The organism is Acetomicrobium thermoterrenum DSM 13490 (assembly GCF_900107215.1).
Lineage (GTDB): Bacteria > Synergistota > Synergistia > Synergistales > Acetomicrobiaceae > Acetomicrobium > Acetomicrobium thermoterrenum.
On the sequence record NZ_FNPD01000003.1, the window covers coordinates 200,491 to 223,959 of the forward strand.

At 44.1% G+C, this 23,469-nt stretch carries 25 protein-coding genes and 1 tRNA gene; 2 read left to right on the top strand and 24 right to left on the bottom strand.

The window, feature by feature from the left end; genetic code table 11:
• Window positions 1-10: 10 nt before the first annotated feature.
• The 14 genes from BLU12_RS03820 to BLU12_RS03885 form a co-directional block, all read right to left on the bottom strand.
• Window positions 11-895 (bottom strand): YicC/YloC family endoribonuclease, encoded by an 885-nt coding sequence (locus BLU12_RS03820; RefSeq protein WP_234945429.1) that lies wholly within the window; start codon window positions 893-895, stop codon window positions 11-13.
• Window positions 896-942: 47 nt separating this feature from the next.
• Window positions 943-2,088: a GTPase HflX gene (hflX, locus tag BLU12_RS03825; protein ID WP_091460707.1), complete on the bottom strand. Its 1,146-nt coding sequence runs from the start codon at window positions 2,086-2,088 to the stop codon at window positions 943-945.
• Window positions 2,078-2,722 carry a lysophospholipid acyltransferase family protein gene (locus BLU12_RS03830; RefSeq protein WP_268753502.1) on the bottom strand — a complete coding sequence of 215 codons (645 nt, stop codon included), beginning with the start codon at window positions 2,720-2,722 and terminating at the stop codon, window positions 2,078-2,080. The genes hflX and BLU12_RS03830 overlap by 11 nt, the downstream gene beginning before the upstream one ends.
• Window positions 2,712-3,404, bottom strand: coding sequence for a (d)CMP kinase (gene cmk / locus BLU12_RS03835; protein WP_091460708.1), 693 nt, complete (start codon window positions 3,402-3,404; stop codon window positions 2,712-2,714). Before cmk ends, BLU12_RS03830 begins: the two co-directional genes overlap by 11 nt.
• Entirely contained in the window at window positions 3,401-4,291 is an 891-nt protein-coding gene (locus BLU12_RS03840; RefSeq protein ID WP_091460710.1) for an HDOD domain-containing protein, read from the bottom strand. Before BLU12_RS03840 ends, cmk begins: the two co-directional genes overlap by 4 nt.
• A 31-nt stretch (window positions 4,292-4,322) precedes the next feature.
• Window positions 4,323-5,072: a pseudouridine synthase gene (locus tag BLU12_RS03845; RefSeq protein WP_091460711.1), complete on the bottom strand. Its 750-nt coding sequence runs from the start codon at window positions 5,070-5,072 to the stop codon at window positions 4,323-4,325.
• Entirely contained in the window at window positions 5,053-5,601 is a 549-nt protein-coding gene (gene scpB, locus BLU12_RS03850; RefSeq protein WP_234945431.1) for an SMC-Scp complex subunit ScpB, read from the bottom strand. Before scpB ends, BLU12_RS03845 begins: the two co-directional genes overlap by 20 nt.
• A complete protein-coding gene (locus BLU12_RS03855; RefSeq protein ID WP_091460715.1) occupies window positions 5,573-6,304 on the bottom strand; it encodes a segregation and condensation protein A in 732 nt (243 codons plus the stop codon). Before BLU12_RS03855 ends, scpB begins: the two co-directional genes overlap by 29 nt.
• A gap of 33 nt (window positions 6,305-6,337) precedes the next feature.
• Window positions 6,338-7,327, bottom strand: coding sequence for a tryptophan--tRNA ligase (gene trpS / locus BLU12_RS03860; RefSeq protein WP_091460716.1), 990 nt, complete (start codon window positions 7,325-7,327; stop codon window positions 6,338-6,340).
• A gap of 75 nt (window positions 7,328-7,402) precedes the next feature.
• A complete protein-coding gene (locus BLU12_RS03865; RefSeq protein ID WP_234945432.1) occupies window positions 7,403-8,197 on the bottom strand; it encodes a Nif3-like dinuclear metal center hexameric protein in 795 nt (264 codons plus the stop codon).
• Window positions 8,198-8,269: 72 nt separating this feature from the next.
• A tRNA-Ile gene (locus BLU12_RS03870) sits at window positions 8,270-8,346 on the bottom strand.
• An 80-nt stretch (window positions 8,347-8,426) separates the two neighbouring features.
• Window positions 8,427-8,609, bottom strand: coding sequence for a ferredoxin (locus tag BLU12_RS03875; protein WP_040347994.1), 183 nt, complete (start codon window positions 8,607-8,609; stop codon window positions 8,427-8,429).
• Between the two features lie 62 nt (window positions 8,610-8,671).
• A complete protein-coding gene (locus BLU12_RS03880) occupies window positions 8,672-9,463 on the bottom strand; it encodes a phosphoribosyltransferase family protein (RefSeq protein WP_091460719.1) in 792 nt (263 codons plus the stop codon).
• A gap of 6 nt (window positions 9,464-9,469) precedes the next feature.
• Window positions 9,470-10,339, bottom strand: a complete 870-nt coding sequence (locus BLU12_RS03885; RefSeq protein WP_091460721.1) for a 4-(cytidine 5'-diphospho)-2-C-methyl-D-erythritol kinase — start codon at window positions 10,337-10,339, stop codon at window positions 9,470-9,472.
• A 345-nt stretch (window positions 10,340-10,684) separates the two neighbouring features.
• On the opposite strand from BLU12_RS03885, the gene glcT reads away from it, so the two are divergent.
• Together glcT and ptsG are read left to right on the top strand one after the other, a co-directional pair.
• Window positions 10,685-11,542 carry a glucose PTS transporter transcription antiterminator GlcT gene (gene glcT, locus BLU12_RS03890; RefSeq protein WP_234945433.1) on the top strand — a complete coding sequence of 286 codons (858 nt, stop codon included), beginning with the start codon at window positions 10,685-10,687 and terminating at the stop codon, window positions 11,540-11,542.
• Window positions 11,543-11,745: 203 nt separating this feature from the next.
• Window positions 11,746-13,833, top strand: a complete 2,088-nt coding sequence (gene ptsG / locus BLU12_RS03895; protein WP_091460723.1) for a glucose-specific PTS transporter subunit IIBC — start codon at window positions 11,746-11,748, stop codon at window positions 13,831-13,833.
• A 58-nt stretch (window positions 13,834-13,891) separates the two neighbouring features.
• Here the strand turns inward: ptsG and BLU12_RS03900 are convergent, their stop codons facing one another.
• The 10 genes from BLU12_RS03900 to dapA form a co-directional block, all read right to left on the bottom strand.
• Complete coding sequence (locus BLU12_RS03900) at window positions 13,892-14,149, bottom strand: Veg family protein (protein ID WP_091460724.1); 258 nt, start codon at window positions 14,147-14,149, stop codon at window positions 13,892-13,894.
• Between the two features lie 165 nt (window positions 14,150-14,314).
• Window positions 14,315-14,764, bottom strand: coding sequence for a YbhB/YbcL family Raf kinase inhibitor-like protein (locus BLU12_RS03905; RefSeq protein ID WP_234945434.1), 450 nt, complete (start codon window positions 14,762-14,764; stop codon window positions 14,315-14,317).
• 105 nt (window positions 14,765-14,869) lie between these two features.
• Window positions 14,870-15,640: an ABC transporter ATP-binding protein gene (locus BLU12_RS03910; RefSeq protein WP_091460726.1), complete on the bottom strand. Its 771-nt coding sequence runs from the start codon at window positions 15,638-15,640 to the stop codon at window positions 14,870-14,872.
• A gap of 3 nt (window positions 15,641-15,643) precedes the next feature.
• Window positions 15,644-17,452 (bottom strand): branched-chain amino acid ABC transporter ATP-binding protein/permease, encoded by a 1,809-nt coding sequence (locus tag BLU12_RS03915; RefSeq protein WP_234945435.1) that lies wholly within the window; start codon window positions 17,450-17,452, stop codon window positions 15,644-15,646.
• A gap of 3 nt (window positions 17,453-17,455) precedes the next feature.
• Entirely contained in the window at window positions 17,456-18,367 is a 912-nt protein-coding gene (locus BLU12_RS03920; RefSeq protein WP_200778700.1) for a branched-chain amino acid ABC transporter permease, read from the bottom strand.
• A gap of 27 nt (window positions 18,368-18,394) precedes the next feature.
• A complete protein-coding gene (locus BLU12_RS03925; protein WP_091460728.1) occupies window positions 18,395-19,549 on the bottom strand; it encodes a branched-chain amino acid ABC transporter substrate-binding protein in 1,155 nt (384 codons plus the stop codon).
• A gap of 153 nt (window positions 19,550-19,702) precedes the next feature.
• Entirely contained in the window at window positions 19,703-20,911 is a 1,209-nt protein-coding gene (locus BLU12_RS03930) for an aspartate kinase (RefSeq protein WP_234945436.1), read from the bottom strand.
• A 23-nt stretch (window positions 20,912-20,934) separates the two neighbouring features.
• On the bottom strand, window positions 20,935-21,633 hold the full coding sequence (gene dapD / locus BLU12_RS03935) for a 2,3,4,5-tetrahydropyridine-2,6-dicarboxylate N-acetyltransferase (protein WP_091460731.1): 699 nt from the start codon (window positions 21,631-21,633) through the stop codon (window positions 20,935-20,937).
• Window positions 21,615-22,268 carry a 4-hydroxy-tetrahydrodipicolinate reductase gene (dapB, locus tag BLU12_RS03940; protein WP_091460733.1) on the bottom strand — a complete coding sequence of 218 codons (654 nt, stop codon included), beginning with the start codon at window positions 22,266-22,268 and terminating at the stop codon, window positions 21,615-21,617. The genes dapD and dapB overlap by 19 nt, the downstream gene beginning before the upstream one ends.
• On the bottom strand, window positions 22,253-23,152 hold the full coding sequence (gene dapA / locus BLU12_RS03945) for a 4-hydroxy-tetrahydrodipicolinate synthase (RefSeq protein WP_091460734.1): 900 nt from the start codon (window positions 23,150-23,152) through the stop codon (window positions 22,253-22,255). The genes dapB and dapA overlap by 16 nt, the downstream gene beginning before the upstream one ends.
• Window positions 23,153-23,469: the final 317 nt, after the last annotated feature.

The window sequence follows — 23,469 nt, forward strand, 5'->3', positions numbered from 1 at the left end:
AGATCGACCCTCATTCAACGTTTTGGATTTGCTCTCTCATTTGCTCCAACAAGCACTTGCTTTCAACGACATGCCAACGAATTTTGGCGTTTTTCACTTTAGAAGCTATTGTATTGATCTCCCTCAACATCTCCTGCAACAAAAAGTTAAGTTTTTTGCCCTCCGAAACATTCGATTTAAGCGTTTCGCGAAACTTTTCAATGTGAAACTTGCTTCTCGTGATTTCTTCTTTTATGTCCCACTTATCTGCTAAATGTGCTACGGCTTCAAAATGAGATGGGTCGTCCTCTAAGGCAATGTTTGAAACTAATAAATTTATTTTACTCTTTAGTTCCAGAAGCTCCTCTTCAAATGCAACGTCCCACTCCCCAGCTATCTCATCTACCAACTTTTCAAATTTATCAAGAGATTCGTTTACAAAAGAGGATATGTGTTCACCCTCGCCCTTTCTCATTTCGTTCCAATCAGACAAAGCTTTATCCAGCAAGGCTATAGCGTCCTTATTTATTTGTTCGTAAAGATCCAATATTCTTCCTTCGGGTTGTTCTAGGACGCCGGGCAAATCGAGGAGAAGTTCGAGCTGTATTTCTTCCAGGAGCTTTAACTTACCGTGGATTGACATTAATTCCTCGAAATAATTCCCGAGAACCTTGCCGTTAATGCTTGCCATTTTCAGTTCTGGGGCAAAAGTTGAATATAGGGTAACGATTACCTTTCCTCTTACATAACGATTTTTAAGTTCCTCTCTTAAAGAGTTCTCCAACATGGAAAGCTCCTTTGGACAACGAACAATTATATCTTTGTATCTGGAGTTGACGCTATAAACGTCTATACGCAATGTACCCCAGTCGAAGGTATCATAGGCACTACCAACCCCTGTCATGCTTATCAGCAAAGAGGCTCCCTCCATTCAATGTGCATTGTCATTATATAAGCATTTAATCATGCTAACTTATAAGTATCTGTAAACAACTTTACATCGGAATCAATATGAGACAAAGAAGATTCTATTCTTTTTAAAAGCGTCGATATGTTTATATTTTTGAGCGCACTTACAGGCACTGCCTCAAACCCCGAAGGCAAGGACAACCGCTCAAGTAATGATTGTAACTGATCTTTTTCTATCATATCAATCTTATTTACTACTATAATCCTCGGTATGGAGGCTGCCCCTATTTGTTTTAAGGTCTCCTCTACGACGGTTAAGGATTCCAGTGGATCTTTGTCAAGGGGATCTATGACGACCAATAGTAAGTTTGCTTCATTTACTTCTTCTAGTGTCGCTCGAAAGGCGGCAACCAACTCTACCGGCAGTTTGCGAATGAAGCCGACAGTATCGGCAAAAAGGACATGCTTGCCTCCGGGAAGTTTTACTCTCCTTACCTTGGGATCTAAAGTAGCAAAAAGCTTATCTGCGCAGTATATTTCATCGTCGTGACTCAATGCTCTAAGAAGGGTGGATTTGCCGCTGTTCGTATAACCTACAATGGCAACTGTAGAAATATTGCTCCTTTTTCGCCTCTTTCTGGAGTTGCAACGTCTTTTGCGCACCTGTTCGAGCTTGCGCTGAAGCGATACAACTTTCCGTTCCAGCTTGCGACGATGTCTTTCGAACTCTGTTTCACCTGGGCCTCTTGTGCCAATACCTCCCCCTGTTTGAGACATTTGTTTACCCAGACCTTTTAATATTGGAATTTCATATTTACACATAGCCAGTTCCACTTGAAGTTTGGCCTCAGCGGAATGCGCTCTTGATTCAAATATTTTCATAATGACAAAGGGCCTGTCCCACACTTCAACGCCCAAGAGAGAGCGCAAATTGTGCAATTGCGTGGGCAGTAAAGAGTCGTTGCACACAACGATATTAACCCCGAGAAGATTTATCAACTCCCTTGCTTCTAAAACCTTTCCCTTTCCCAAAAAAGTTGCAGGATCGGGAGATATCCGCTTTTGATCGATCCTGCCTACGACTTTTATGTTTAAATTGGCAAGAAGCAGTGCCAGTTCATCGGCAAGTATATCAGGGTCTTCGTCGCTTCTTTGTCTATCTAAGCAAAGAAGCAGGGCCTTATTATATCTATTTTCCAAGTTCGTACATCATCTCCTCCATCTGTTTTTCCAACTGCAAGAGCAAATGGAAGCGTTTCTGCTTGTCCTTCATATCCGTTGGCAAATCCAAGGGGTCGATTAGCTTTCCAAACAGGACCTCTATCTTCTTTGGTTTTGGGAAGGAGGTACCTCGAGGCATTGCCTCGAATGATCCTTTAACGTATACTGGTAAAATAGGAGCTTTTGAGTGTAAGGCCAACATGGCCACTCCACCCTCAAGGGGTTGTAGCTTTCCGTCTAATGACCTGCTTCCTTCGGGAAATATCAATACATCTTCTCCACTGAGCAAAATATCTAGCATGGTTCTCAATACGACCCCGGCTTTAAGCTCATCTTGCCTTGAAACGGGAATTGCTCCAAGGTGCCTTATGATAAAGCTTAAGAAAGGCACTTTAAATAGCTCTTCCTTTGCCAGGTAACTCAACTTCCTTGGATAGGCCACGCCCACGATTACCGGATCCAAATTGCTATTGTGATTCGAAGCCACGATAACAGCCCTCCCTTCGGGGAGAAGGGGAGCGTTATTGATGCTGAGTCTATTGTATAAAGCCAAAAACACTCTACACAGACATTTGGAGAAGGCATAAAAAAGGGGGCTGCGCTTAACAGTCACGCTCTTTCACCTTTAAAACGCACTCTTTTATCAGGTTTTTAACAGCTTCTACGACCTCTTCCAGTGTTAAGTCGCTTGTATCCAATATTATCGCGTCCTCTGCGGGCAACAGAGGGGATAACTTCCTTTTGCTGTCCAACTCGTCCCTTTGAATGATTTGATAATATACATCATCGTAGGATATTTCTACCCCTCGTTCTGCCAGTTCTTTCCATCGCCTTGCCGCTCGCGTCCTAGCATTGGCCTTCAGAAAGATCTTTAGATCAGCATTGGGAAAGACAACCGTTCCCATATCTCTTCCTTCAGCTATCAAATTCTGTCTATCCCCTAGCTTTCTTTGAATAGAAAGAAGCCGGTGCCTGACTACCGGCAAGGAAGAATAAAAAGAGACAACTTCATCCACTTTAGGAGAGCGTATTTCCCCCGTAACGTCGGCACCGTTCACGAAAATACGCTGCTGATAGTCGATTTGAATTGTCAGTTTCTCGAGCTCCACTTCAATTTTTGCAACATCATCCGAAGAGATACACTTTTGAGATAAATAGAGAGACACAGCTCTGTATATTGCCCCGGAATCAAGATAGGCAAACCCCAATTCTTCGGCAACCCTTCGAGCGACGCTGCTTTTTCCTGAACCCGCAGGACCATCTATGGCTATTATTATCGTTTTACCGCTCTTCATATGATCTCCTCTGATCTTATTTCTTCGTCCAATTGATATAGTATGTTAACTGCCTCAGACATCAGAAGCTCAATTTCGTCCTTTAATTGCAGCCTTTCTAACGATTTTTCCGACATATAATGCTGGAGACCGTCAGCACCCAGTCCAAATCCCAACATAAGACATATAGAATTGGATGCATGCACGACATCGACAACAGGCCTATAGGAGGCCTTCTCGTCCGGCAAATCATCTGGTGTATGGTGATATCGAGCGGCCAAAGCGTATACTTCCGGCAAAGCCCATTGATCTATTATTATTTCGCCTATTTCGGCGTGATCGAATCCTAAAACTTCCCTCTCTGCTTGAGTAAAGGGGACAGCCTCTTCTTCTACCATCTTGCTTATTATCGAATATCCGTATCTGACGTATTCGTTGAGAACTATTTTCCCTATGTCGTGCAACAATCCGGCAAGGTACAATTCCTCCAGATCCAATCCACCCACCTTCTCACCAATATAGCGGGAAAGGTATGCCACACCCAACGAATGACGCCACAACTCGCCCTTATCGAGAGCATATCCCTTTTGCGATCCCGACATATAGGGATAAATACTAGCTGCCAAAACTATGCTTCTAAGGGTTTTATATCCCAATATGGCAACAGCTTCGGTTACACTGGTAATTGTCCTTGGAATCCCGTAATAGGCAGAATTGGCCAGACGTAAGACACGAACGACCAACCCCTGATCCTTTGAGAGAGTGTTGGCCACGTCGGAGGCACTGCTTCTTTCGTCATCTAACTTCTTGAGTGTTAAAAGCACAAACTGAGGCAGGGATGGAATATCTTTTACCTTTTTGAGTATGCGTTTTTTTACTATTTCCCTCGGACTTCCATCTGTTGGCATATCCTGTCCCCCATATCTTAACTGGATTGATTTAAACTACGCCCCCATTGCAAATCATTTTTAATAATTTATCTTTACCGAACTTCAAAAAACAACCTTCATCTAATGTTTTAAGCTCCAGGCGGCCTATCTTTATCCTGACCAATTCGACGACCTTATATCCGAGACATTCGGCCATTCTCCTAATTTCACGCTTCTTGCCTTCGTAAATCTCTATTACGCACCATTTATCCGAGAGTATTTTAACATCTTTTGGTTTTATTAATCTATCGTCGAGATAAACTCCCTTACGCCATTTTTCCAAATCGCCTGAAGTCATAGGCTTATTAAGCATTACACGATATGTCTTGGTTATGCCGTTCCTAGGATGTATTATATCTTGGGCGAAATCACCGTCGTTCGTTAATATCAATAGTCCACTGCTGTTTTTGTCCAACCTTCCAACAGGAAAAAGGCGATACCCTATAAAATCTTTGGGAAGAAGGTCTATGACCGTAGTATATCTTGAATCCACAACGGCACAAACGCAATTGCGTGGCTTATTCATAACCAAATAGAGATTCCTTAAAGGAGCTACGATTTTCCCATCTACTTCCACATTATAACTTGTATTGACCATGATCCAGGGACCTGCAGCGATCTCTCCGTCCACTTTAACCCTTCCGCTTACGATTAGAGCCTCTGCCTTTCTCCTGGAACCCAAGCCACACATGGCAAGGTACTTATTTAACCTTATTGGTTTATCATAATGTAAATTAGCATCAGCTGTTATTTCCTTCATTTTTCAATTCCTCTTCAGTGGGCAATTCGCTAAGGGAATTGATCCCAAAGACCTCCAAAAATTCCTGAGTTGTTCTGTATAGCAAGGGAGATCCTGTCCCCTTTTTGCGGCCTGCCACTTTGATCAACCCCGTTGATAATAGGGTTTCCAGAACTTTATCGCTTCTTACGCCCCTTATTTCTTCTATCTCGGTCCTGGTGATAGGTTGTTTATAAGCAATTATCGCAAGCGTCTCCATTGCGGCTTTGCTCAAACGAAGCTTATAACCATAGGAGTTGTTATACTCCTCTATCACATCTTTCAGATCGCCGGCCGTTGCCATCTGCCATCCCCCGGCCACATTTATAAGGGTAAGACCGTGGTGAGATTTGTAATGTTCTTTGATGTCATTTAATCTTTCCTCGACAATTTTAACGTCGACTCCAAGTGCATTGGAAATGTCTGCAGATTTCACCGGTTCCGACGATACAAATAAAATAGCTTCCACTTTTCTTGCAAGCTCATCCATTGCATTCCTTGAGTCGGACATGTATATCTCCAAAATGCTGTCTTTGTTTTAAGTAAATAATACCAATACGGGCAAGTTCTAGCAATGCTATGATAGTGCTTACAACAAAGCTTTTATCCCTTTCCCCTTTAAGCAACTCATTCAGCGTCAATTCCTTATATTCGAGCAAAGAATTTTTGATGTCCTCCATCCTGGCCTCAATTGAATATCCTTGATTTTCTTCTATAGATATAGAGATAATGTCTTCCTCGGGCGAATTTACCTTAAAACTGAAGTTATTTATCAATCCCCACCAAAGAGAGGCCAAAAAATAAAGGTCACCGACTTCATAAAAAGGTCTTGTTTCTCCTAGCTGTCTCGTAAAATATTTGGAGCGCCGGTAGTGTAAAACCTCCAAATAAATTGCCGCCAACTGGAAATGATGAAGTTTTTCGTTGGGTTCATCTTGATCATCCGATATGACATCCTCTTCCCCCTCGCATTTGAACACAGGGCGAGGAAAGATGGCACGGACTTTGGACAAAACTAAAGCGGCTGCCTGTGCCAAAAAATCAGCTACATCGCTTAAAGAAAAGTTTTCCGATCTAAGCAAATATGCAGCGTAAATTTTTATAACCTCGCTTACGCTGACGTTTGAAGCTTCAACTTCCCTACTTTCAAGTAAACGAATCAAGTTGTTTATAGTATCACTAAAATTATTATAATCTTCTACTCCGGCAGCCACTTGGTCCTCCTATTGCGGGGATCGCTTTATCTTCTACAGGATGAAGCCTACGGCACTTTTTACTTCTTCGATAGTCTTATCTGCCACATTCGAAGCTCTCTCGGCTCCCTCCCGCAAAATATCCATCATCTCAAGCCCATGTTCTTCATAATATTTTCTTCTCTTCTGAATTGGTTCGAGTTTGAACCTGATCCATTCCATTAATACCTTTTTGCAATCTATGCAGCCAATCCCTGCAGATCGACATCCATGGGCAAGCTCTCTTTTTTTCTCCTCGTCCTGGGTGAATATTTTGTGCAAATGCCATACAGGGCATTTCTCTGGCTCTCCGGGATCCGACCTTCTCATCCGAGCGGGGTCTGTCATCATAGTTCTGATTTTGTCCCACATCTCGTTTAAATCCTCTGAAATGAAAAGGGCATTATTGTAAGACTTGCTCATCTTTCTGCCATCGATGCCTGGGACTCGGGGCGTTGGGGTGAGCAATATCTCCGGCTCTGGAAATACCTCTTCAAAAGTACTATTGAATTTTCTCGCCAACTCTTTGGCAATTTCTAGATGTATTGATTGATCTTCACCCACGGGGACTTTTGTTGCTTTATACAATAATATATCGGCCGCCATTAACACCGGATACCCAAGAAATCCATAGGTTTGAAGGTCTTTATCTGCAATGTTTTCGAGTTGTTCTTTATATATGGGGTTTCTTTCAAGCCTTCCAAGGGGAGCGATCATCGATAAAGCAAGATGAAGCTCGGCATGACCACTAACATGGGACTGTTGAAAGATCACCGCCTTTTCGGGATCTAAGCCGACGGCAAGCCAATCCAGAAGAATTTCCCGGCAATAATCTTTAATTTTTGAGCTGTTCATGTATTCCGACATCAAGGCATGCCAATCGACGATACAGTAATAACACTCAAATTCGTCCTGAAGCTTCAACCAATTGGACAGGGCTCCTGCTAGATGGCCAAGATGCAATTTTCCGGTCGGACGCATGCCGCTAAACACGCATTCTTTCATTGTATGTATCACCCCATTATCAATATATTTCTCATACCAATTTTATAAATATATTACAAAGGCATCGTCTGTATTTTATTCTATACAGATAATCTTTGGGTCATCGTAAGCTTTAATCTCCGTCAGATCGTATACCCTTATTTCCGGAAGTTGCTTTAATTTCTCCATAAATTTTGACAATCCGCCTCGCTCCATCTGTCCGTGATCGACGATTGCCAGGGTTAAATATCTCTGGGCCTCGGCTATTTGATGGTACTTCATATCAGCAGTTATATAAATATCAGCTCCTACATTAAAAGCATTGACCCAAAATTCTCCACCCGATCCGCCACAGAGGGCGACTTTTTTAAACCTTACCCTTTGCCCGTAAAAGGCTATCCAGGAAACATTCCAAGCCCTGGCCATCAGCTCTGCCAATTCATCCTTTGAAACTTCGGCTTCAAAATGTCCCCATGCCCCCAGTCCAAAGGCGTTTTCTTGGAAATCGATCAATGGCTTATAGTCATGAATTTTAAGGGATTCAGCTAGGGTAACATTTATGCCATTATATGACATATCGAGATTTGTATGAGCTGAAATTACATTCATTCCATAATGTGCAGATTTGTAAAATAGAGAGGCGCTGTAGTTTGAAACATCCCATTTCTTCATTGGAGAAATGATGGGGGGATGGTGGGTAATAATTACATTGACGCCCAAATCGCGAGCTTTATCTATGACCTCCGGCGTCAAATCCAAAGCAAGTGCCAGGCCATCGACCTTGCAAGACAGATCACCTATAACCAGTCCCGAGTTATCCCACTCTTCCTGCACATTGAAAGGAGCTATCTTGTCTACGGCTGCCAAGATGTCCTCAACGACATAGGGCATAAAAACATCTCCTTGCATAGGTGGTTGTAATTAACAGAAAAAGCCACCTCTTCGGTGGCTTTTGTTGGCTTTTGGTGGGCCCACCTGGACTCGAACCAGGAACCTTCCGGTTATGAGCCGGTGGCTCTGACCTGTTGAGCTATGGGCCCGCCCGCTTGAGCATTTATGATTATAACTACGAGTTTCGTTTAGGGCAAGTAGTAGGTCGTATTTTTTATTAAAAATTTACCTACTTTTCAACGGTTATGCAGCTGACAGGACAGCTTTCTGCTGCTTCCATGGCACATTCAGCACCGCTGGGCTTCACCACCTTGGCTTTGCCTAGTTCTTCGTCCAGCTCGAAGACCTCCGGACACACCTGGGAACAAACACCGCATCCAATACAAAGTTCCTGATCCAGTTCCACCTTCATGTAATTCCACCCCCTTTGGCACATACTATAGCAGCATTTTCGTTCTAATCAAATATTTTTGATCACAAAACTTTCACTAACGGTTCCCCCAAATTTTTTTCCAACATTAACAGAGCCTTATATTCTGTTATTGCTTTATTTTCAGGTAAAGCCGACACAATAAATACCCCTTTCCCCACTACAGCTGCATCGAACTCCCGCGTCATCATAATCATGCCCGCTATCGTACTGCCTCCACGCATGAAATCGTCGATGACCAAGACTTTGGAACCTTTCTTTAAATTACGAGTGCCCATGTACATGGTTCGAACATCACCTGTGCCTGAAGGAAAGTGAAGCGCCACAGCCGGACCATCACTTGGTCTGTTTCTGAATCGACAAACAGCCAGGGGAAGACCTAAAGCCTGGGCAACGAATAAGGCTATGGGTATGCCCTTGACCTCTGAAGTCATAACTACATCGGCACCTGAATCGACGAACATGGAAGCCAAGGCCCAACCTAACCACTGTGCATAATAGGGATTAAATATGATATCGCTATAGTATATTAATCCTCCAGGCAGAAATCTTTCTTCTTTGGAAAGTTCTAAAGCAATCTCTTCTAGGAATTTTACTCTGTCCTTTTCGTTGAAGGAGGGAATTAAATATGCCCCTCCTCCCCTTCCCCTATCGATGATAATTCTGCTGTAGCCTTCATCGTTTATTGCATTTGATATGATCTCAACGTCATCGCTTAACACGGTTTTTGATACCTCAAATTCTTTTGCAATATCGCTTAAAGAAAAGGATTGAGACGGATTTTTTGCCAACCTCCAAACGATCCTTGCAATGCGTTCCGGCCTGGAAATTTTCATATCAGATCACTCCAGCACAAAAGTTTTACAATCACATTCGAGCTTCGAGCTTACCAATTCTTGCGCTTTGATAGCCTCGTGCTTGTCTGTGAAAAGACAAAAAACGGAAGAACCGCTCCCGCTTAAACCCCAAGCCAGGCTATTGTTGAAAGTTGAATTGCATAGATCGAAAAATCCATCGTAAAAGTCGCTTTTTTTTCTCAAAACCGCTACGAAGTCATTTGGCAAAAACCCGATCCTTCTTTTCTTTTCAAGGTCAGCATAAAGGTTTAAAGCTTCGTATATAGCAAATGAGACGGGCACTATCTCGGCTTCGCCCCTTTTCCTGCTTTCATCGAGCTCTCTGTATGCTTCAGCAGTAGAAATTTTTATATTAGGTATGGCAAGCAATGCATATATCCCTGTGAGGGGGTCCAAAAGTTTTAACCTTTCCCCAACGCCAGTAGCCAATGCCGTCTTTGTCTTCGAGAGAAAGAAGGGGATATCAGCACCAAATTTAGCAAGTTCTGCAGGATCTAGGATTAAATCGTAAATTGTCGAAGCCCATTCTAATAAGGCAGCTCCGTTCCCGCTTCCGGCACCTATGCCGCTTCCAACGGGTAAAACTTTCCAGATATTGCATTCTATTGGAGGCAACTTTACAGATTTCGACCTCAAAAATTCGATTGCCCTTGAAATAATATTCGTCCCGGATATTTCAATATTATGGGAATTTATAATATCATCCCGATTTGATCCATTTAACCTTCTAATACCCAACCATTCGATTGGCCCAAGTTTATGGAATAACGTAGAGATTTCATGGTAGCCATCATCTCTGGGAACAAATACCCTTAAGGTAAGGTTAATTTTTATATAGCTCGGTATATATATCAATGTACTACCTCCAATCTTTGTATCGCAAATTGTCCGCCCAATTTAAGGCTTATTATAAGCTCTTCGTCTGCATTTTAGCCATTCGGATGAAAATTAGTATAGATGTTTGAAATTATATTAGATATGTCCAATGATATCAAAGAGCACACAATGGCTATTTAGCCTATTGACATTACATCTCCTTAAGCGCATCATTTTATGTTTTCTCATGCTTGCTCTGTTCCCCCTAGCGGGATAAAATAAATAAAAGAATTGTTTAAAATTATCTGTCAAGTTTTTTATTGCGCTATAGAATACGAATGTCACTTTAGCTTAAGACACGTAATGCGAATGGGTGTGGTGGGTATGCTTAAAGTTAAAAAAGTGTTAAATAATAATGCCCTTATCGCAGAACACCCTGCTTACGACGAGGTTATACTCCTGGGAAAGGGTATAGGTTTCAACAAAAAGGCAGGCGAAAGCATATCTAACGCTGATGCCGAAAAACTGTTTGTCCTCAAAAACCCTGAGGAAAGGGAGCAATACCTTCAAATGCTAAAAGAAATTGATGAAAATTTTATCGGCATCATGAACGATGCTATATCTTTCATTGAAGACAAGCTTGGCACTACATTAAATGAACACATTCATACCAGCCTTACGGATCATTTATATTTCGCCTTAAAACGCCTGAAAAACGGTGTGGAGATAAAAAATCCTTTCAGATTCGAAATTGAGCTGGCATATCCGCGAGAATACGCGGTTGCTGCTGAATTGACGGAATGGCTTGAGAAAGAGCTCAGTGTAAACATTCCCGAAGATGAGGTGGGGTTTATAACGTTGCACATCCATAGCGCCATTTCAAAGGCAAGCATAGCTAATCTAACGAAAAGAACGCAAATCGTCTCCCAATTGATTTCTATCGTGGAGAACTCGCTAAAAGTAACTTTAGATAGAAGCGATATAAATTATTCGCGCTTCATCAGACATCTTCATTTTGCTCTCGATCGAATAGAATCGGGAAAATATGTGGAAAATGCGGAGTTCTTAAAAGATGTTTTGCAGAAAGAATGTTCGTTTTGTTATTCCATTGCCTGGAAAATGATAAAATATATGCAGAAGCAACTAAAGAAAAAAATTCCAGAGGCGGAATCAGTGTATTTGACATTGCATTTACAGAGATTGTATAATATAGCTCAGGCTGGAACCGCTAAAGTGTGTTAAAGCGCATTAGTTTCATTGCAGCAGGAGCTTTCATTGTCTCGTAATAAGTTACAGCATAAATAATAGATAGCTAATATACTCTTCTTGCGTGTTACTGTGTAAGCACAGGCATGAGCAAAGGAGTGTACGGTAAGTTATTGCCGTATCTCTTTTGCTCATGCCTTTTTTAATGCTCGAATCCATAGGACAGGAGGTTGTGGTAGGTGTTCAAAAAATCATTTGGACAATTGCAAAGAATAGGTCAATCGTTGATGTTGCCGGTGGCTATTTTGCCGGCGGCCGGATTGCTGCTTGCCATAGGTACCAGCATGAAAAGCCCAAACGTCGTAGCTCTCTTGCCTTTTTTGCAGAATAGCGCTTTCGCCGCCTTGGCATCGATGATGCAATCTGCGGGAGGAATAATTTTTGAAAACCTGGCTTTAATCTTTGCTTTGGGAGTTGCCGTAGGATTATCTGGGGGAGCAGGGGCTGCTGCTCTCGCAGCATCAGTAGGCTACCTGGTAATGAACGTCACTATGAGCGTGATGGGCGGAATATCATTAGATAGCGTCATATCGCAGACAAATCCGGCCTATGCCCTGGTTTTGGGCATTCCCACCCTGCAGACTGGGGTGTTCGGAGGTATCGTCGTTGGGGCTTTGGCAGCATGGTGTTATAACAGGTATTACACTATCGAGTTGCCGCCCTTTCTGGGTTTTTTCGCTGGCAAACGTTTTGTTCCTATTGTCACCGCTTTCAGCTCCTTTTTCCTTGGCATCCTAATGTTTTTTCTATGGCCTCACGTACAAGCGGGGATCAACGCCACATCGCAGTATTTAATGGGGTCAGCCTACCCTATTGCAGTGTTCTTCTTCGGGTTTGTAAAACGTTTGTTAATACCTTTCGGCCTTCACCACATCTGGCATGCTCCATTCTGGTTTGAGTTCGGTCAATACACAACCGCGGCAGGAAATATAGTGCGCGGAGACATGAATATTTTCTTTGCTCAGTTGCAAGATGGAGTAAATTTAACGGCGGGGCATTTCATGGCTGGCGAGTTTCCCGTAATGATGTTCGGCCTTCCGGCAGCGGCCTTAGCCATGTACAGATTGGCAAAACCGGAAAGCAAGAAATGGGTCGGTAGTTTAATGGCTTCCGCGGCGCTCACGTCTTTCTTGACGGGAATTACGGAACCCATAGAATTTTCCTTCCTATTTCTGTCTCCTTTGCTCTTTTTATTCCACGCAATTTTAGACGGCATATCCTTTGTGGCACTCTATTTTTTAGATATCAACATAGGCTATACTTTTTCCGGCGGAGCCATCGACTTTTTCTTATTTGGAGTGGTTCCCGGCCGTGAGCCCTGGTGGCTCGTTATTGCTGTTGGCGCTCTTTACGCGCTCCTCTATTATTCTGTTTTTACCTTTGCCATCAAAAAATTTGATCTGCCGACTCCCGGACGAGAAAAGTCCGAGGCCAAACTTAACGGGGCTTTTATCCCCACATCAACTCCAAAAACGTCAGAAACTTTGCCCTACGACGTCCTGGAGGCCCTAGGCGGTCGAGAAAACTTGACTAAACTCGATGCCTGCATTACCCGACTGCGCGTTTCAGTCAAAGATGTTTCCAAGGTAAATAAAGAAAGCCTACGAGCCTTGGGAGCTTCGGGAATTATGCAGGTAGACAAAAACCTTCAAATTATATTTGGGACCAAATCGGAAAAGATAAAAGAACAAATCGCAGACATCCTAAGGGGAGAAAGACACGAAATCTCTCCTTCGGAAGACGAACAACTTGGAGAAGGAAGCAGCATTTCGGGCAAAGATATGATAATCTCAATGCCCATGACCGGAAAACTGATGCCTATCTCCGAAGTGCCCGATAAGACCTTCTCAGAGAAAATCTTGGGTGACGGCTTCGCCATATTGCCGAAGGACGGCACCGTCGTATCTCCGGCAGACGGAAAAGTGGCTGTCTTCTTTCCCACCAAACATGCCATAGGAATTGTTGCAGACAACGGACTAGAGATGCTTATTCACGTAGGCATCGATACGGTAAAACTCAACGGAGAAGGTTTTGAGGCATTTGTCAAACAGGGAGACGTCGTCAAACGGGGACAGGTCCTCCTTAAAACAAATCTGGAGTACATCTCTAAAAATGCACCCTCTACGATATCCCCGATAGTATTCACAAATTTAAGCTCCGACGAAAGAATCGAGATAATCGAGGAAAGAGATGTGAAAATCGGGGAAACTGGTTGTGTGCGCATCATAAAGAGACAACCTGTACCTCGGGAAACGGTTAACCTATAAGCAAAGAGGTCCCTACAAGGGGCCTCTTTTATATTTGCCTGTAATGCAGATTGTCATACTATCTGGCCTTGTGGGGCATTCGATCATTGGATGACAGAAATTCCAATTCCACGTCATGCGTTAGGAGATCGGAATAGCGAAAAGAGACAGTGCTGTTTTGGGCCTTTACATACAGAGTAAATACATTCGGATAGGTCTCCATGATAACACCTTCATGTTCCTCTGTCTTTCTCCTGCCCTTGGCCTGTCGATATCTAACGCGATCACCGATGTGGGAAGCCAGTTTTTCGCGTATACAAAGTAACTTCTCAGACACCGGACATCACTCCTTAAATGTCATTTGTACATATTTTACTACATATTTCTATAAAATACAAGCAAAACAAAATTCACACATCAAATTGTTAGTATATAAAAAACTACGGCCCCCACGTTCGACATTGGAGGCCGCTGCAAGACCGCCGATCTTCAGATGTTTTAATTATTTCCTTTCGTACTTTCCAATCAATTCCCCATATGCCAATATATGGCCTTTGATCGCCTTTTCCACGGCAGACTTATGAGCCCCACTTTTAAGGTTGAGGGAAGGTATATCAAGGGCGTATACTTTGAAGTAGTACCGATGTGGTCCATGCCCCTTTGGAGGACAGGGACCGCCATACCCCAGCCGACCAAAGTCATTTACGCCAGCAACTCCTGGAGATTCGCCCTCTTCTATACCCTTTTTTTGGGGCTCTATATTGAAGAAAATTGCATGAGTAAAAGTTCCGCTAGGCGCATCCGGATCATCTACTATCAATACTAGGCTTAGCGTATTTTCCGGCACTCCCTCCCATGTCAGAGGTGGCATAATATCCTTCCCCTCACAGGTATATTTTGATGGGATGAACTCATCGTTATTGAAGGCCGGCGATGTCACTCTTATTTGCATTTCACACACCTCCGCCAAATAATCGCCTGTAGAATTTGCCATTAAATTATGTACTGGCCATAAAATTATTATACAACACAAAATATATAGCACTTTTTTCACGTTTTAATAGCCTCTTTCCTCGTTATTTTTACTCTTTTTTGTCACCGCACTCCCGCCTAAATAGGCAGCTTTCACTCTTTCGTCGCCTGCAAGTTCACTTGCAGGCCCTTCAATGCTTATCTTTCCCGTCTCGAGAATGTAGGCATAATCCGATTCGGCCAAGGCTTTTTTCGCGTTTTGTTCCACAAGTAAGATGGAGGTCCCGCTTTCTTCATGAATCTTTCTTATGGCATTAAAAATTTCCTTTACTAAAATTGGGGCTAATCCCAAGGAAGGTTCATCTAACAAAAGTAAAGTCGGCCTCGCTATCAATCCCCTCCCTATGGCAAGCATTTGTTGCTCTCCCCCGGAAAGAGTACCGGCAAGTTGGTTTTTCCTTTCGGCAAGGACAGGAAAAAGCTCAAAAATCCATTTTTTTGTCTCCTCAACTTCCTCGTCCAACAGCCGCTTTCTCGCCCCATAAGCCCCCAGGTTAAGGTTTTCTTCAACTGTCAGAGTAGAAAATACCCTTCTGCCCTCAGGAACATGCGAAATTCCTTGAAAGGCAAGATCATGGGCGGAAAGAGAGGTCATATCTTTCCCTTTATAGAAAATCTTTCCCTCTTTTAAAGGAACTATTTTGGAAATCGATTTGAGCATAGTAGATTTTCCCGCTCCATTGGCCCCTAGGACAGCTATTATCTGGCCTTCATTAAGTTTTATAGATACGCCTTTAAGAGCCGTCACGGCACCGTAGGACACTACCACGTCTTTTAAAACCAGAAGCTCTGACATCACCTACTCCTCCCTGCCAAGATATGCCTCGATGACTCTGGAGTTGTTGTAAATATCCTGTGGTCTTCCCTCTGCTATTTTTATGCCCATATCCATTGCAACTACCCAATGTGAGATACCCATGACCAAGTTCATGTCATGTTCAATGAGCAAAATAGAGAGATCCATCTCGTCCAAAAGGTTTTCAAGAAATATCATGAGGTCTTCCGTCTCTTTGTCGTTTAGGCCCGAGGACGGTTCGTCGAGGATGAGCAACTTTGGCGAAGAGGAAAGAGCTCTGGCCAACTCCAGAAGCTTTTGCTTACCGTAAGGAAGATTTTTGGCAAGTTCGTCGGAAAGGCCGGCAAGTCCTGTCTTATCAAGCCAATACATGGCAGTTTCTATGGCCCACTTTTCTTCCAATATTTGAGATTCCGTTCTCATGATCGAAGAAAATACGTAAGAATTCATTCTATGATGAAGACCGGCCATAATATTTTCAACACATGTAAGGCCAGGAAAAAGGCGTATGTTTTGAAATGTTCTCGCAATGCCAAGGCTCGCTACTTTGTGGGGCTTAAATCCCGTAATATCTTTGCCTTCGAAGTATACTTTTCCGGAGACGGGTTTATATATGCCGGTTACGACATTAAACACAGTAGTCTTTCCCGCACCGTTGGGACCTATTATACTAGTTATCTTTCCATGGCCCACAACTAAATCTAAGTCCTTTACAGCAACGAGGCCTCCAAATTTCATGGTAAGTTTGTCGGTTACCAAGATATGTTTTTCAAACGAGCTGGCTTCTCCATTAACCGATTGTTTCGCCGTTGCCCGAGTTTGGTCGACGGCAACAGGTCTTATCATTTCTTCGGCTTCTTCTGCCGATCTGACGTTTGGTATCGCAATTTCCCTCTTACGTGGCCAAAGCCCACCGGGACGAAAAATCATGGCTAAAACCAAAGCGCCTCCAAAAAAGAGCATTCTGTAGTTTGCCACTACCCTGAATATCTCAGGAAACACTGTGATAATACCAGCTCCAAGTATTGAACCGGGAATAGAACCCAACCCTCCCAACATGACAATGCAAAAGAGCATGGAGGATTCCATGAAAGTAAAAGTGTCGGGAGAAACAATCATTAGTTTGCTAGCGTAGATGTTACCTGCAACCCCTGCCAGGGCAGCCCCCAAGACAAAGGAGAGCAGTTTGAAGTGCCTGACATCTATCCCGCTCATTTCGGCAGCTATTTCATCTTCCCTAAGGTAGTTCCAGGCCCTCCCTATGCGAGACCGTTGCAATCTGACCAAGCCCAAAATTACTATAGCTAGTATGATCCAAACGTAAAAATAAAACCTCATAGATGTATCTATTGTAAACAACCCGAAGGAGGGTCTGCCTATTCCAGTGATCCCATTTGGTCCTCCAGTAAGTCCAAAGGGATTGTTTATTAAAGCCAGCCTGACGATTTCGCCAATTCCTATCGTAACTATACATAAATAGTCTCCCCTCAAGTGTATTATGGGAGAAGTCACAATATAGGCAAAAACACCTGCACATAGGGCACTTAAAGGTATTAACCATACGATTGGTATGCCATATAAGGTATTTAAAATAGCAGTAACATAAGCACCAATGGCATAAAAAGCGGCATGACCAAGGTCAAATAATCCCGTTTCCCCCAGTACTATGTTCAAACTCAAACCGAGCAAGGCGTATACCCCAAAGAAAAAGGCGACATCAATCCAATAAAAATTAGAAAAAAGGGGAAATGCCAAAAAAAGGGCGATGACCATCCCTAATATCAATTGAGATCTCTTATGTCTTTTATTCATCTGTTACACCTTTTCCGCAACTTTTTCGCCTATCAATCCGGTAGGCCTGAAGATCAATATCAATATGAGTATTAAAAAAGTAAACACATCTTTCCACGCGCTTGATATGTAGGCTGCTCCAAACATCTCTACCAAACCAAGGAGCAATCCGCCAAGCATTGCCGCCGGTATATTCCCTATCCCTCCCAAAATAGTTGCAGTAAAGGCTTTAAGACCGTAGTTCCACCCCATGACGAAAGAGATCTGGCGATAGTACATGCCGTTCATCACTCCTGCCATGCCGCCCAAGGCAGGGCCCAGAAAGAATATAAATAAAGTGATCTTCCCCACATCAATGCCTAGCAAGGTTGCCATCTCCTTGTCCAAAGCTGTAGCCCTAATGGCGGCACCAAAGGTTGTTTTTTGGACGATGTAATATAAAATCAGCATCAATATGAAGGATAAGATCAATATGAACAGTTGCATTGACGTAATATGAAACCACCCAAAAGAGATGGTATAGATGGGAACGACGGAAGCGGGATAAGCTTGATACCTGGGCCCCCATACAGCCATTATCAAATTTTCTAGGAATATGGAAACACCCAAAGCCGAGACAACTAGCGGCAATCTTCCCGATTTTTGAACAGGCCTGTAAGCCACTCTCTCCATCAATACACCTGCACAACCTACGGCGAAAAAAGCAAAAAGCAGGGCCGCAGCCATGCCTCCCCACAAACCAAACCTCTGGCTTACGGCCCCGGCACTCCAAACCAAAAGAGTATAGCCCAAGTAACTCCCTAGGGCGAATAAATCACCATGGGCAAAGTTTATTAATTTCATCACTCCATATACCATAGAATATCCAAGCGCGATAAGGGCATAAAATGAACCTATAGTCAGTCCGTTAAGCAACTGTTCCAGGATTATCGACAAGACGAGCCCCTTCTTTCCTGATCAGTTTTATGGTTGATAAACCACCATGTCTCCCTCTCCGGTCACCACATACATCTTGTAAATAATTCCCTTTCTATCCCCGCGTTCCGTGAAGGCAATGCTTCCGGTTATCCCCTCGCAGCCTTCCATACCGGTTCTTAATACCTCCAGCACTGCATCGGTATCGGTCGAACCTGCCTTATCGATCGCCCAGGTAAGGGCAATAAGGGCATCAGCAGCATACACAGGCCACGGACTAGTCGGTACGGTGTTATGTTTTTGTCTGTAAAGTTCCAGGAACCGCTTTGCCTTTGGAGTATCCAAATCTGTAGGCATGGGTTCTTGCGTCATCAGGCAACCTTTTGCGTACTCTATGCCCGCTATTTTAACAAAATCTTCATTAATGGCTGCGTTTCCTCCGACGAAGGGACACTTTATTCCCAATTCTCGTCCCTGACGCACCAGCAGGCCGGCCTCGGGAAAGTATCCGGTAAAATACCATACATCGGGATTGGTCTCGCGGAGTTTCGTCAATATGGGCGTAAAATCTTTCTCGCCTGGTGTTATGGCATCATAGAAAACGAGTTCGGCTACTCCGGCATCCAGGTATTCTTGAAGAGCCTTTCTAGCTTCTTCGGCAACTCCCAAGGCAAAGGTCGTATTGTCATGCATGATGGCTATACGACGCGCCTTCATCGTCCCTACTGCATATTCACTAAAGAACTGACCCTGAGTGTCATCACGTCCGCAGGTTCTGAAAAAGTATTTACGTTCTTTGGCCATTGTCAGCTTAACGGCGGTGCTTCCATAAGCTATATCGATCATCTTGCTTGCCTCGTAAATATCGGCAGCCGGTTCGTTCACGGAAGAACCGTAAGTACCGATAACCGCTGCAACCCGTTGGGATACTAACCTTTGAGCCGCCAATGCGCTGTCTCTGGGATTGGAGGCATCATCGGCTACCACAATCTCAATCTTCCGCCCTCCGAGGATACCCCCCTGCTCTTGGATCATCTGAAGGGCTACTTCAACTGAATTTTTGGCCATTTCTCCTTCATATGCCCACTGACCCGTTATAGGCGCTTGCAACCCTATCTTTATGGGCTTCTCCTCGGCTGCAACAGCTCCAGCAGAAAGCACGAACAAAAAAACTATAAACAGACAAAACCACGCCTTCTTCATTTTTCCCCTCTCCTCCTTTTAGTTGTGTTCTTTATTATATTACTATGGATTTTGATTTGTTTACAAGCAAGTTGTAGTAATTATACAACATACTCTTCCCCAAAAAAGAGATGAACTCAAAACCAATTAGAGGAAAGGGGTTCAGGTGCAGTTTTATGCTAAACTAAATTCTCTGGCGACTACTCTAACAGCTTTCTCTGCATCATATTTGGGAACCAATGTGGATATTTTGATCTCTGATGTGCTAGTGCCTAGCAAGCTAATGCCTTCTTTATCCAAGGCGGCAAAAAATCTTGCGGCCACTCCAGGCGAGGACTCCATACCGACGCCCACTGCCGTTACCTTTGCTACTTCGTCATCTTCTATGAGCCTATGTTCGCCGTATTGAGATAAGACCTCTTCAACTACCTCCCTGACCCTTTCGCTTGCACCCTCAACGACAGTAAACGTCAGGTAAGTATCTCCGTTGTCCTTCACTATGGAGATCATATCCAGATTGATATTGTTTGAAGCTAGCATTTCGAACAGATGGACCTGGGCCCTTTGTCCACCCGACATCGGACTGATCGTGAACTTGCGTTGGTTTTTGTCCATCGTCACCCCCATTACCACAGGTTGCTCCAGCCATTCAGGCAGGCTATCCACAACAAAAGTCCCCCCTTCGTCGGAAAAAGTAGACGCACAATAAAGCTCGACTTTAAATTTTTTGGCTATCTCGACAGCCCTTGAATGAACGACCTTTGCCCCCATGGAGGCCAGCTCCATGAGCTCTTCGTAGGTTATGTATTCGTGCTTTTTAGCAGAAGGAATAACCTTGGGATCGCAGGCAAAGACTCCGGCTACGTCGCTGTAAATCTCGCATTTAGTATTAAGCTTGGCAGCTATTGCAACGGCAGACGTGTCTGAACCGCCCCGTCCCAGCGTCGTGATGTCCTTCAAGCTGGTTATTCCCTGAAAACCGGTTACGACGATAACGTCGTTGGTCTGAAATTCATCGAGCAACCGTTCGGCGTTTATGTCGATTATGCGAGCGTTGTTGAAATCGGAGGTGGTGGTCATCTCGAGCTGAAAGGCGTTGAAGGACACAGAGGGCACGCCGAGCTCATTGAGCGCGATGGAAAGTAAAGCCGCTGTAACCTGTTCGCCGGTAGAAAGTAACATGTCAAGCTCACGCGGCTTAGGTGAGTCGCTAACTTTTTTTGCCAACGCAATTAGTTCGTCAGTAGTCTTTCCCATGGCCGAGACCACCACGCATACCTTCTCTCCCGACTCGACTGTCTTTTTTATCTTCTCTGCGATCTTTTTGATCTTTTCAGGCGTCGCAACCGATGAACCTCCGTATTTTTGTACGATCAAGGACATATCCCTCCATTAATTTGTCGTTGCTATAGATTTCTCAATTCTTCGACGATTTTGCTCTTTTGGGCGACGTTTTCGTCCACTATTTTCACAACCCTCGCCGGGGCACCAATAACCACGGCATTTTCCGGTACATCTTTTGTCACAACGGAACCTGCACCCACTATGGCACCGTTTCCGATTCTTACTCCCTCCAAGATTACGGCGTTGGCGCCGATTAACACTTTGTCTCCAATGATGACGGGAGTGGCGCTGGGTGGCTCTATGACGCCAGCTATGACAGCACCTGCTCCTATGTGGCAGTTGGATCCGATGATTGCCCTTCCGCCGATCACTGCGTTCATGTCTATCATCGTACCTGCTCCAATGACCGCTCCGATGTTTATCACTGCGCCCATCATGATCACCGCACCTTTGCCTATATCGACCATGTCCCTTATTACCGCCCCAGGTTCTATGCGGGCATCGTATTGAGTGAGATCTGCCAATGGAATTGCCGAATTTCTCGCTTTTACTTCGATATGATAACAGCTAATGCGTTCTTTATTTTTTTCCAATACATCTGTGATATCCTCGTAATCTCCTATCAAAACACCAAAAGCGCTACTACCAACGAATTTCGCCTTTTCAACTTCCAGGCCTTCGAGTTCACCTGCAATAAATGCCATGGAAGGGGTAGTTTTTTTTGATTCGCTTATCATCTTAATTATTTCTTGAGCTTGCATCGCAATACCTCCTCGAAGGTGTAAAATCCGGGATTGGCAGTTCGGGCAAATTCCGCAGCCTCTAGAGCACCATAGGCAAATACGGCTCTGGAGATGGCGCGATGATTGAATGAAAGCACTTCTCCTTCGTTTGCGAAAATCACCGAGTGGTCTCCCGGAATGCCACCCATTCTCAGTGAATGCATCACAGCAGGTTTTTGCAATGCATCCTGAAGCATGATGGCTGTGCCGGACGGAGCATCTTTCTTTTTATTGTGATGGATTTCGACGATCTCCGAATCCCAATCCTCAAGCAGCTTTGAATAGCTTGCTAAAATCATTTTTAAAATGTTAACTCCTACGGAAAAGTTGTAACTCTGCACGACCGGAACATCTTTCCCCAGTTCTCTTAACATCGAAAAGTCGTCCTCGTTCAAACCAGTGGTACCTATGACTAATGCGGACCCATTCTCTACACATAAATTGACGGTATTCGTAAGAGAACTTCTGTTGGAGAAATCAACGATCACCTCAGGCTGAGTGCCATCGCTCCAGGTCTTTTCGGCATCCACGGTCATACAGAGGGTGTGATCGGCAAAGGCCTTCTGAATTTCCTGTCCCATCCTGCCGGTCGATCCAACTAGGCCATAACGCATTGTAGTACCCCTCCTTCTGTCATAGCCCTGTCAACTTCCGCCATCGTCTTCTGCGATGCGGGAACCAAGGGAAGGCGCAGCTCGTTTTTGCACAAACCCAACTTGCTGGCAGCGTATTTCACGGGAATTGGATTCGTCTCGCAGAAAAGACCCTTCATTAAGGGGAAAAGCTGCAGGTGAAGACGCCGCGCTTCCTCCACGTTTCCCTGCAGTGCGTAGCGCATCATATCTGAAGTTTCCTTTGGTGCTACGTTGGAAAGGACTGAGATCACGCCATCTCCTCCGGAGTTTACTAGATGAAAGGCCTGATCGTCGTTACCGGAAAGCACAGCGAAGTCCCCTCTTGCCTTTTTCACCATTTTTATCAGCGAATCGACTTGCGCCTGATTGCCTGATGCCTCCTTTATCCCCACTATGTTTGAAATCTCGGCAAGCCTTAAAACTGTCTCGGGCAGTATGTTGACGCCCGTCCTGCCCGGAACGTTATAAATAATTATTTGACCGCTTCCCAGACGCGAGGCAATAGTTCGGTAATGTTGATATAGCCCTTCCTGAGGCGGTTTGTTGTAATAAGGCGTTACGATCAATACTGCATCAGCTCCTAAGGAAAGTGCTGCAAGTGATGTCTCTGTCGTTGTTTGTGTACAATTCGAACCCGTTCCGATCACAACAGGGATCTTACCGCTCACTTTATTGATGCAAAAACGTATGATCTCATTTTTCTCTGAGCTTGAGATCGTAGCTGCTTCTCCAGTGGTTCCAAGCACCACCAGAAAATCTACGCCGTTTCTGATCTGAAAATCAAGTAACTTTTCGAGGCTCTCAAAATCTACCTTTCCTTCATTAAAAGGTGTTATCAATGCGGTACCAGTTCCCCTAAACATGTCTATCCCTCCTATATTTGGATATAAAAAAGCTCGTCCCAAAAAAACTGGGACGAGCTTTAATACCCGCGGTACCACCCATCTTGAACATCTCTGCTATATGGGCAAAGATGTTCCTCTCTTTAGCCCTTTAACGGAGGCAACTCGGGCATGTACTCCGGCCAAACAACGCCTTTCCATGCCAGCTCTCGCAAGCTTTGGGCCTTACGGTGCATCAAGAGCGCCTCTCAGCTCGTTAAACGCTCCTCTCTGTTGATGCCTGAACCCTCCGGCCTCTTGCGTCATCGCCGTTACCATATTAAAAAATGAGTTGCATG

What these genes read in the sequence shown, in the direction of transcription:
- cmk (WP_091460708.1), bottom strand. Translation starts at nt 3,404, where the DNA reads ATGAAGAGCGGTAAAACGATAATAATAGCCATAGATGGTCCTGCGGGT.
- BLU12_RS03840 (WP_091460710.1), bottom strand. Translation starts at nt 4,291, where the DNA reads ATGCCAACAGATGGAAGTCCGAGGGAAATAGTAAAAAAACGCATACTC.
- BLU12_RS03845 (WP_091460711.1), bottom strand. Translation starts at nt 5,072, where the DNA reads ATGAAGGAAATAACAGCTGATGCTAATTTACATTATGATAAACCAATA.
- scpB (WP_234945431.1), bottom strand. Translation starts at nt 5,601, where the DNA reads ATGTCCGACTCAAGGAATGCAATGGATGAGCTTGCAAGAAAAGTGGAA.
- trpS (WP_091460716.1), bottom strand. Translation starts at nt 7,327, where the DNA reads ATGAAAGAATGCGTGTTTAGCGGCATGCGTCCGACCGGAAAATTGCAT.
- BLU12_RS03865 (WP_234945432.1), bottom strand. Translation starts at nt 8,197, where the DNA reads ATGCCCTATGTCGTTGAGGACATCTTGGCAGCCGTAGACAAGATAGCT.
- BLU12_RS03875 (WP_040347994.1), bottom strand. Translation starts at nt 8,609, where the DNA reads ATGAAGGTGGAACTGGATCAGGAACTTTGTATTGGATGCGGTGTTTGT.
- BLU12_RS03880 (WP_091460719.1), bottom strand. Translation starts at nt 9,463, where the DNA reads ATGAAAATTTCCAGGCCGGAACGCATTGCAAGGATCGTTTGGAGGTTG.
- glcT (WP_234945433.1), top strand. Translation starts at nt 10,685, where the DNA reads ATGCTTAAAGTTAAAAAAGTGTTAAATAATAATGCCCTTATCGCAGAA.
- BLU12_RS03905 (WP_234945434.1), bottom strand. Translation starts at nt 14,764, where the DNA reads ATGCAAATAAGAGTGACATCGCCGGCCTTCAATAACGATGAGTTCATC.
- BLU12_RS03910 (WP_091460726.1), bottom strand. Translation starts at nt 15,640, where the DNA reads ATGTCAGAGCTTCTGGTTTTAAAAGACGTGGTAGTGTCCTACGGTGCC.
- BLU12_RS03915 (WP_234945435.1), bottom strand. Translation starts at nt 17,452, where the DNA reads ATGAATAAAAGACATAAGAGATCTCAATTGATATTAGGGATGGTCATC.
- BLU12_RS03925 (WP_091460728.1), bottom strand. Translation starts at nt 19,549, where the DNA reads ATGAAGAAGGCGTGGTTTTGTCTGTTTATAGTTTTTTTGTTCGTGCTT.
- BLU12_RS03930 (WP_234945436.1), bottom strand. Translation starts at nt 20,911, where the DNA reads ATGTCCTTGATCGTACAAAAATACGGAGGTTCATCGGTTGCGACGCCT.
- dapD (WP_091460731.1), bottom strand. Translation starts at nt 21,633, where the DNA reads ATGCAAGCTCAAGAAATAATTAAGATGATAAGCGAATCAAAAAAAACT.
- dapB (WP_091460733.1), bottom strand. Translation starts at nt 22,268, where the DNA reads ATGCGTTATGGCCTAGTTGGATCGACCGGCAGGATGGGACAGGAAATT.
- dapA (WP_091460734.1), bottom strand. Translation starts at nt 23,152, where the DNA reads ATGTTTAGGGGAACTGGTACCGCATTGATAACACCTTTTAATGAAGGA.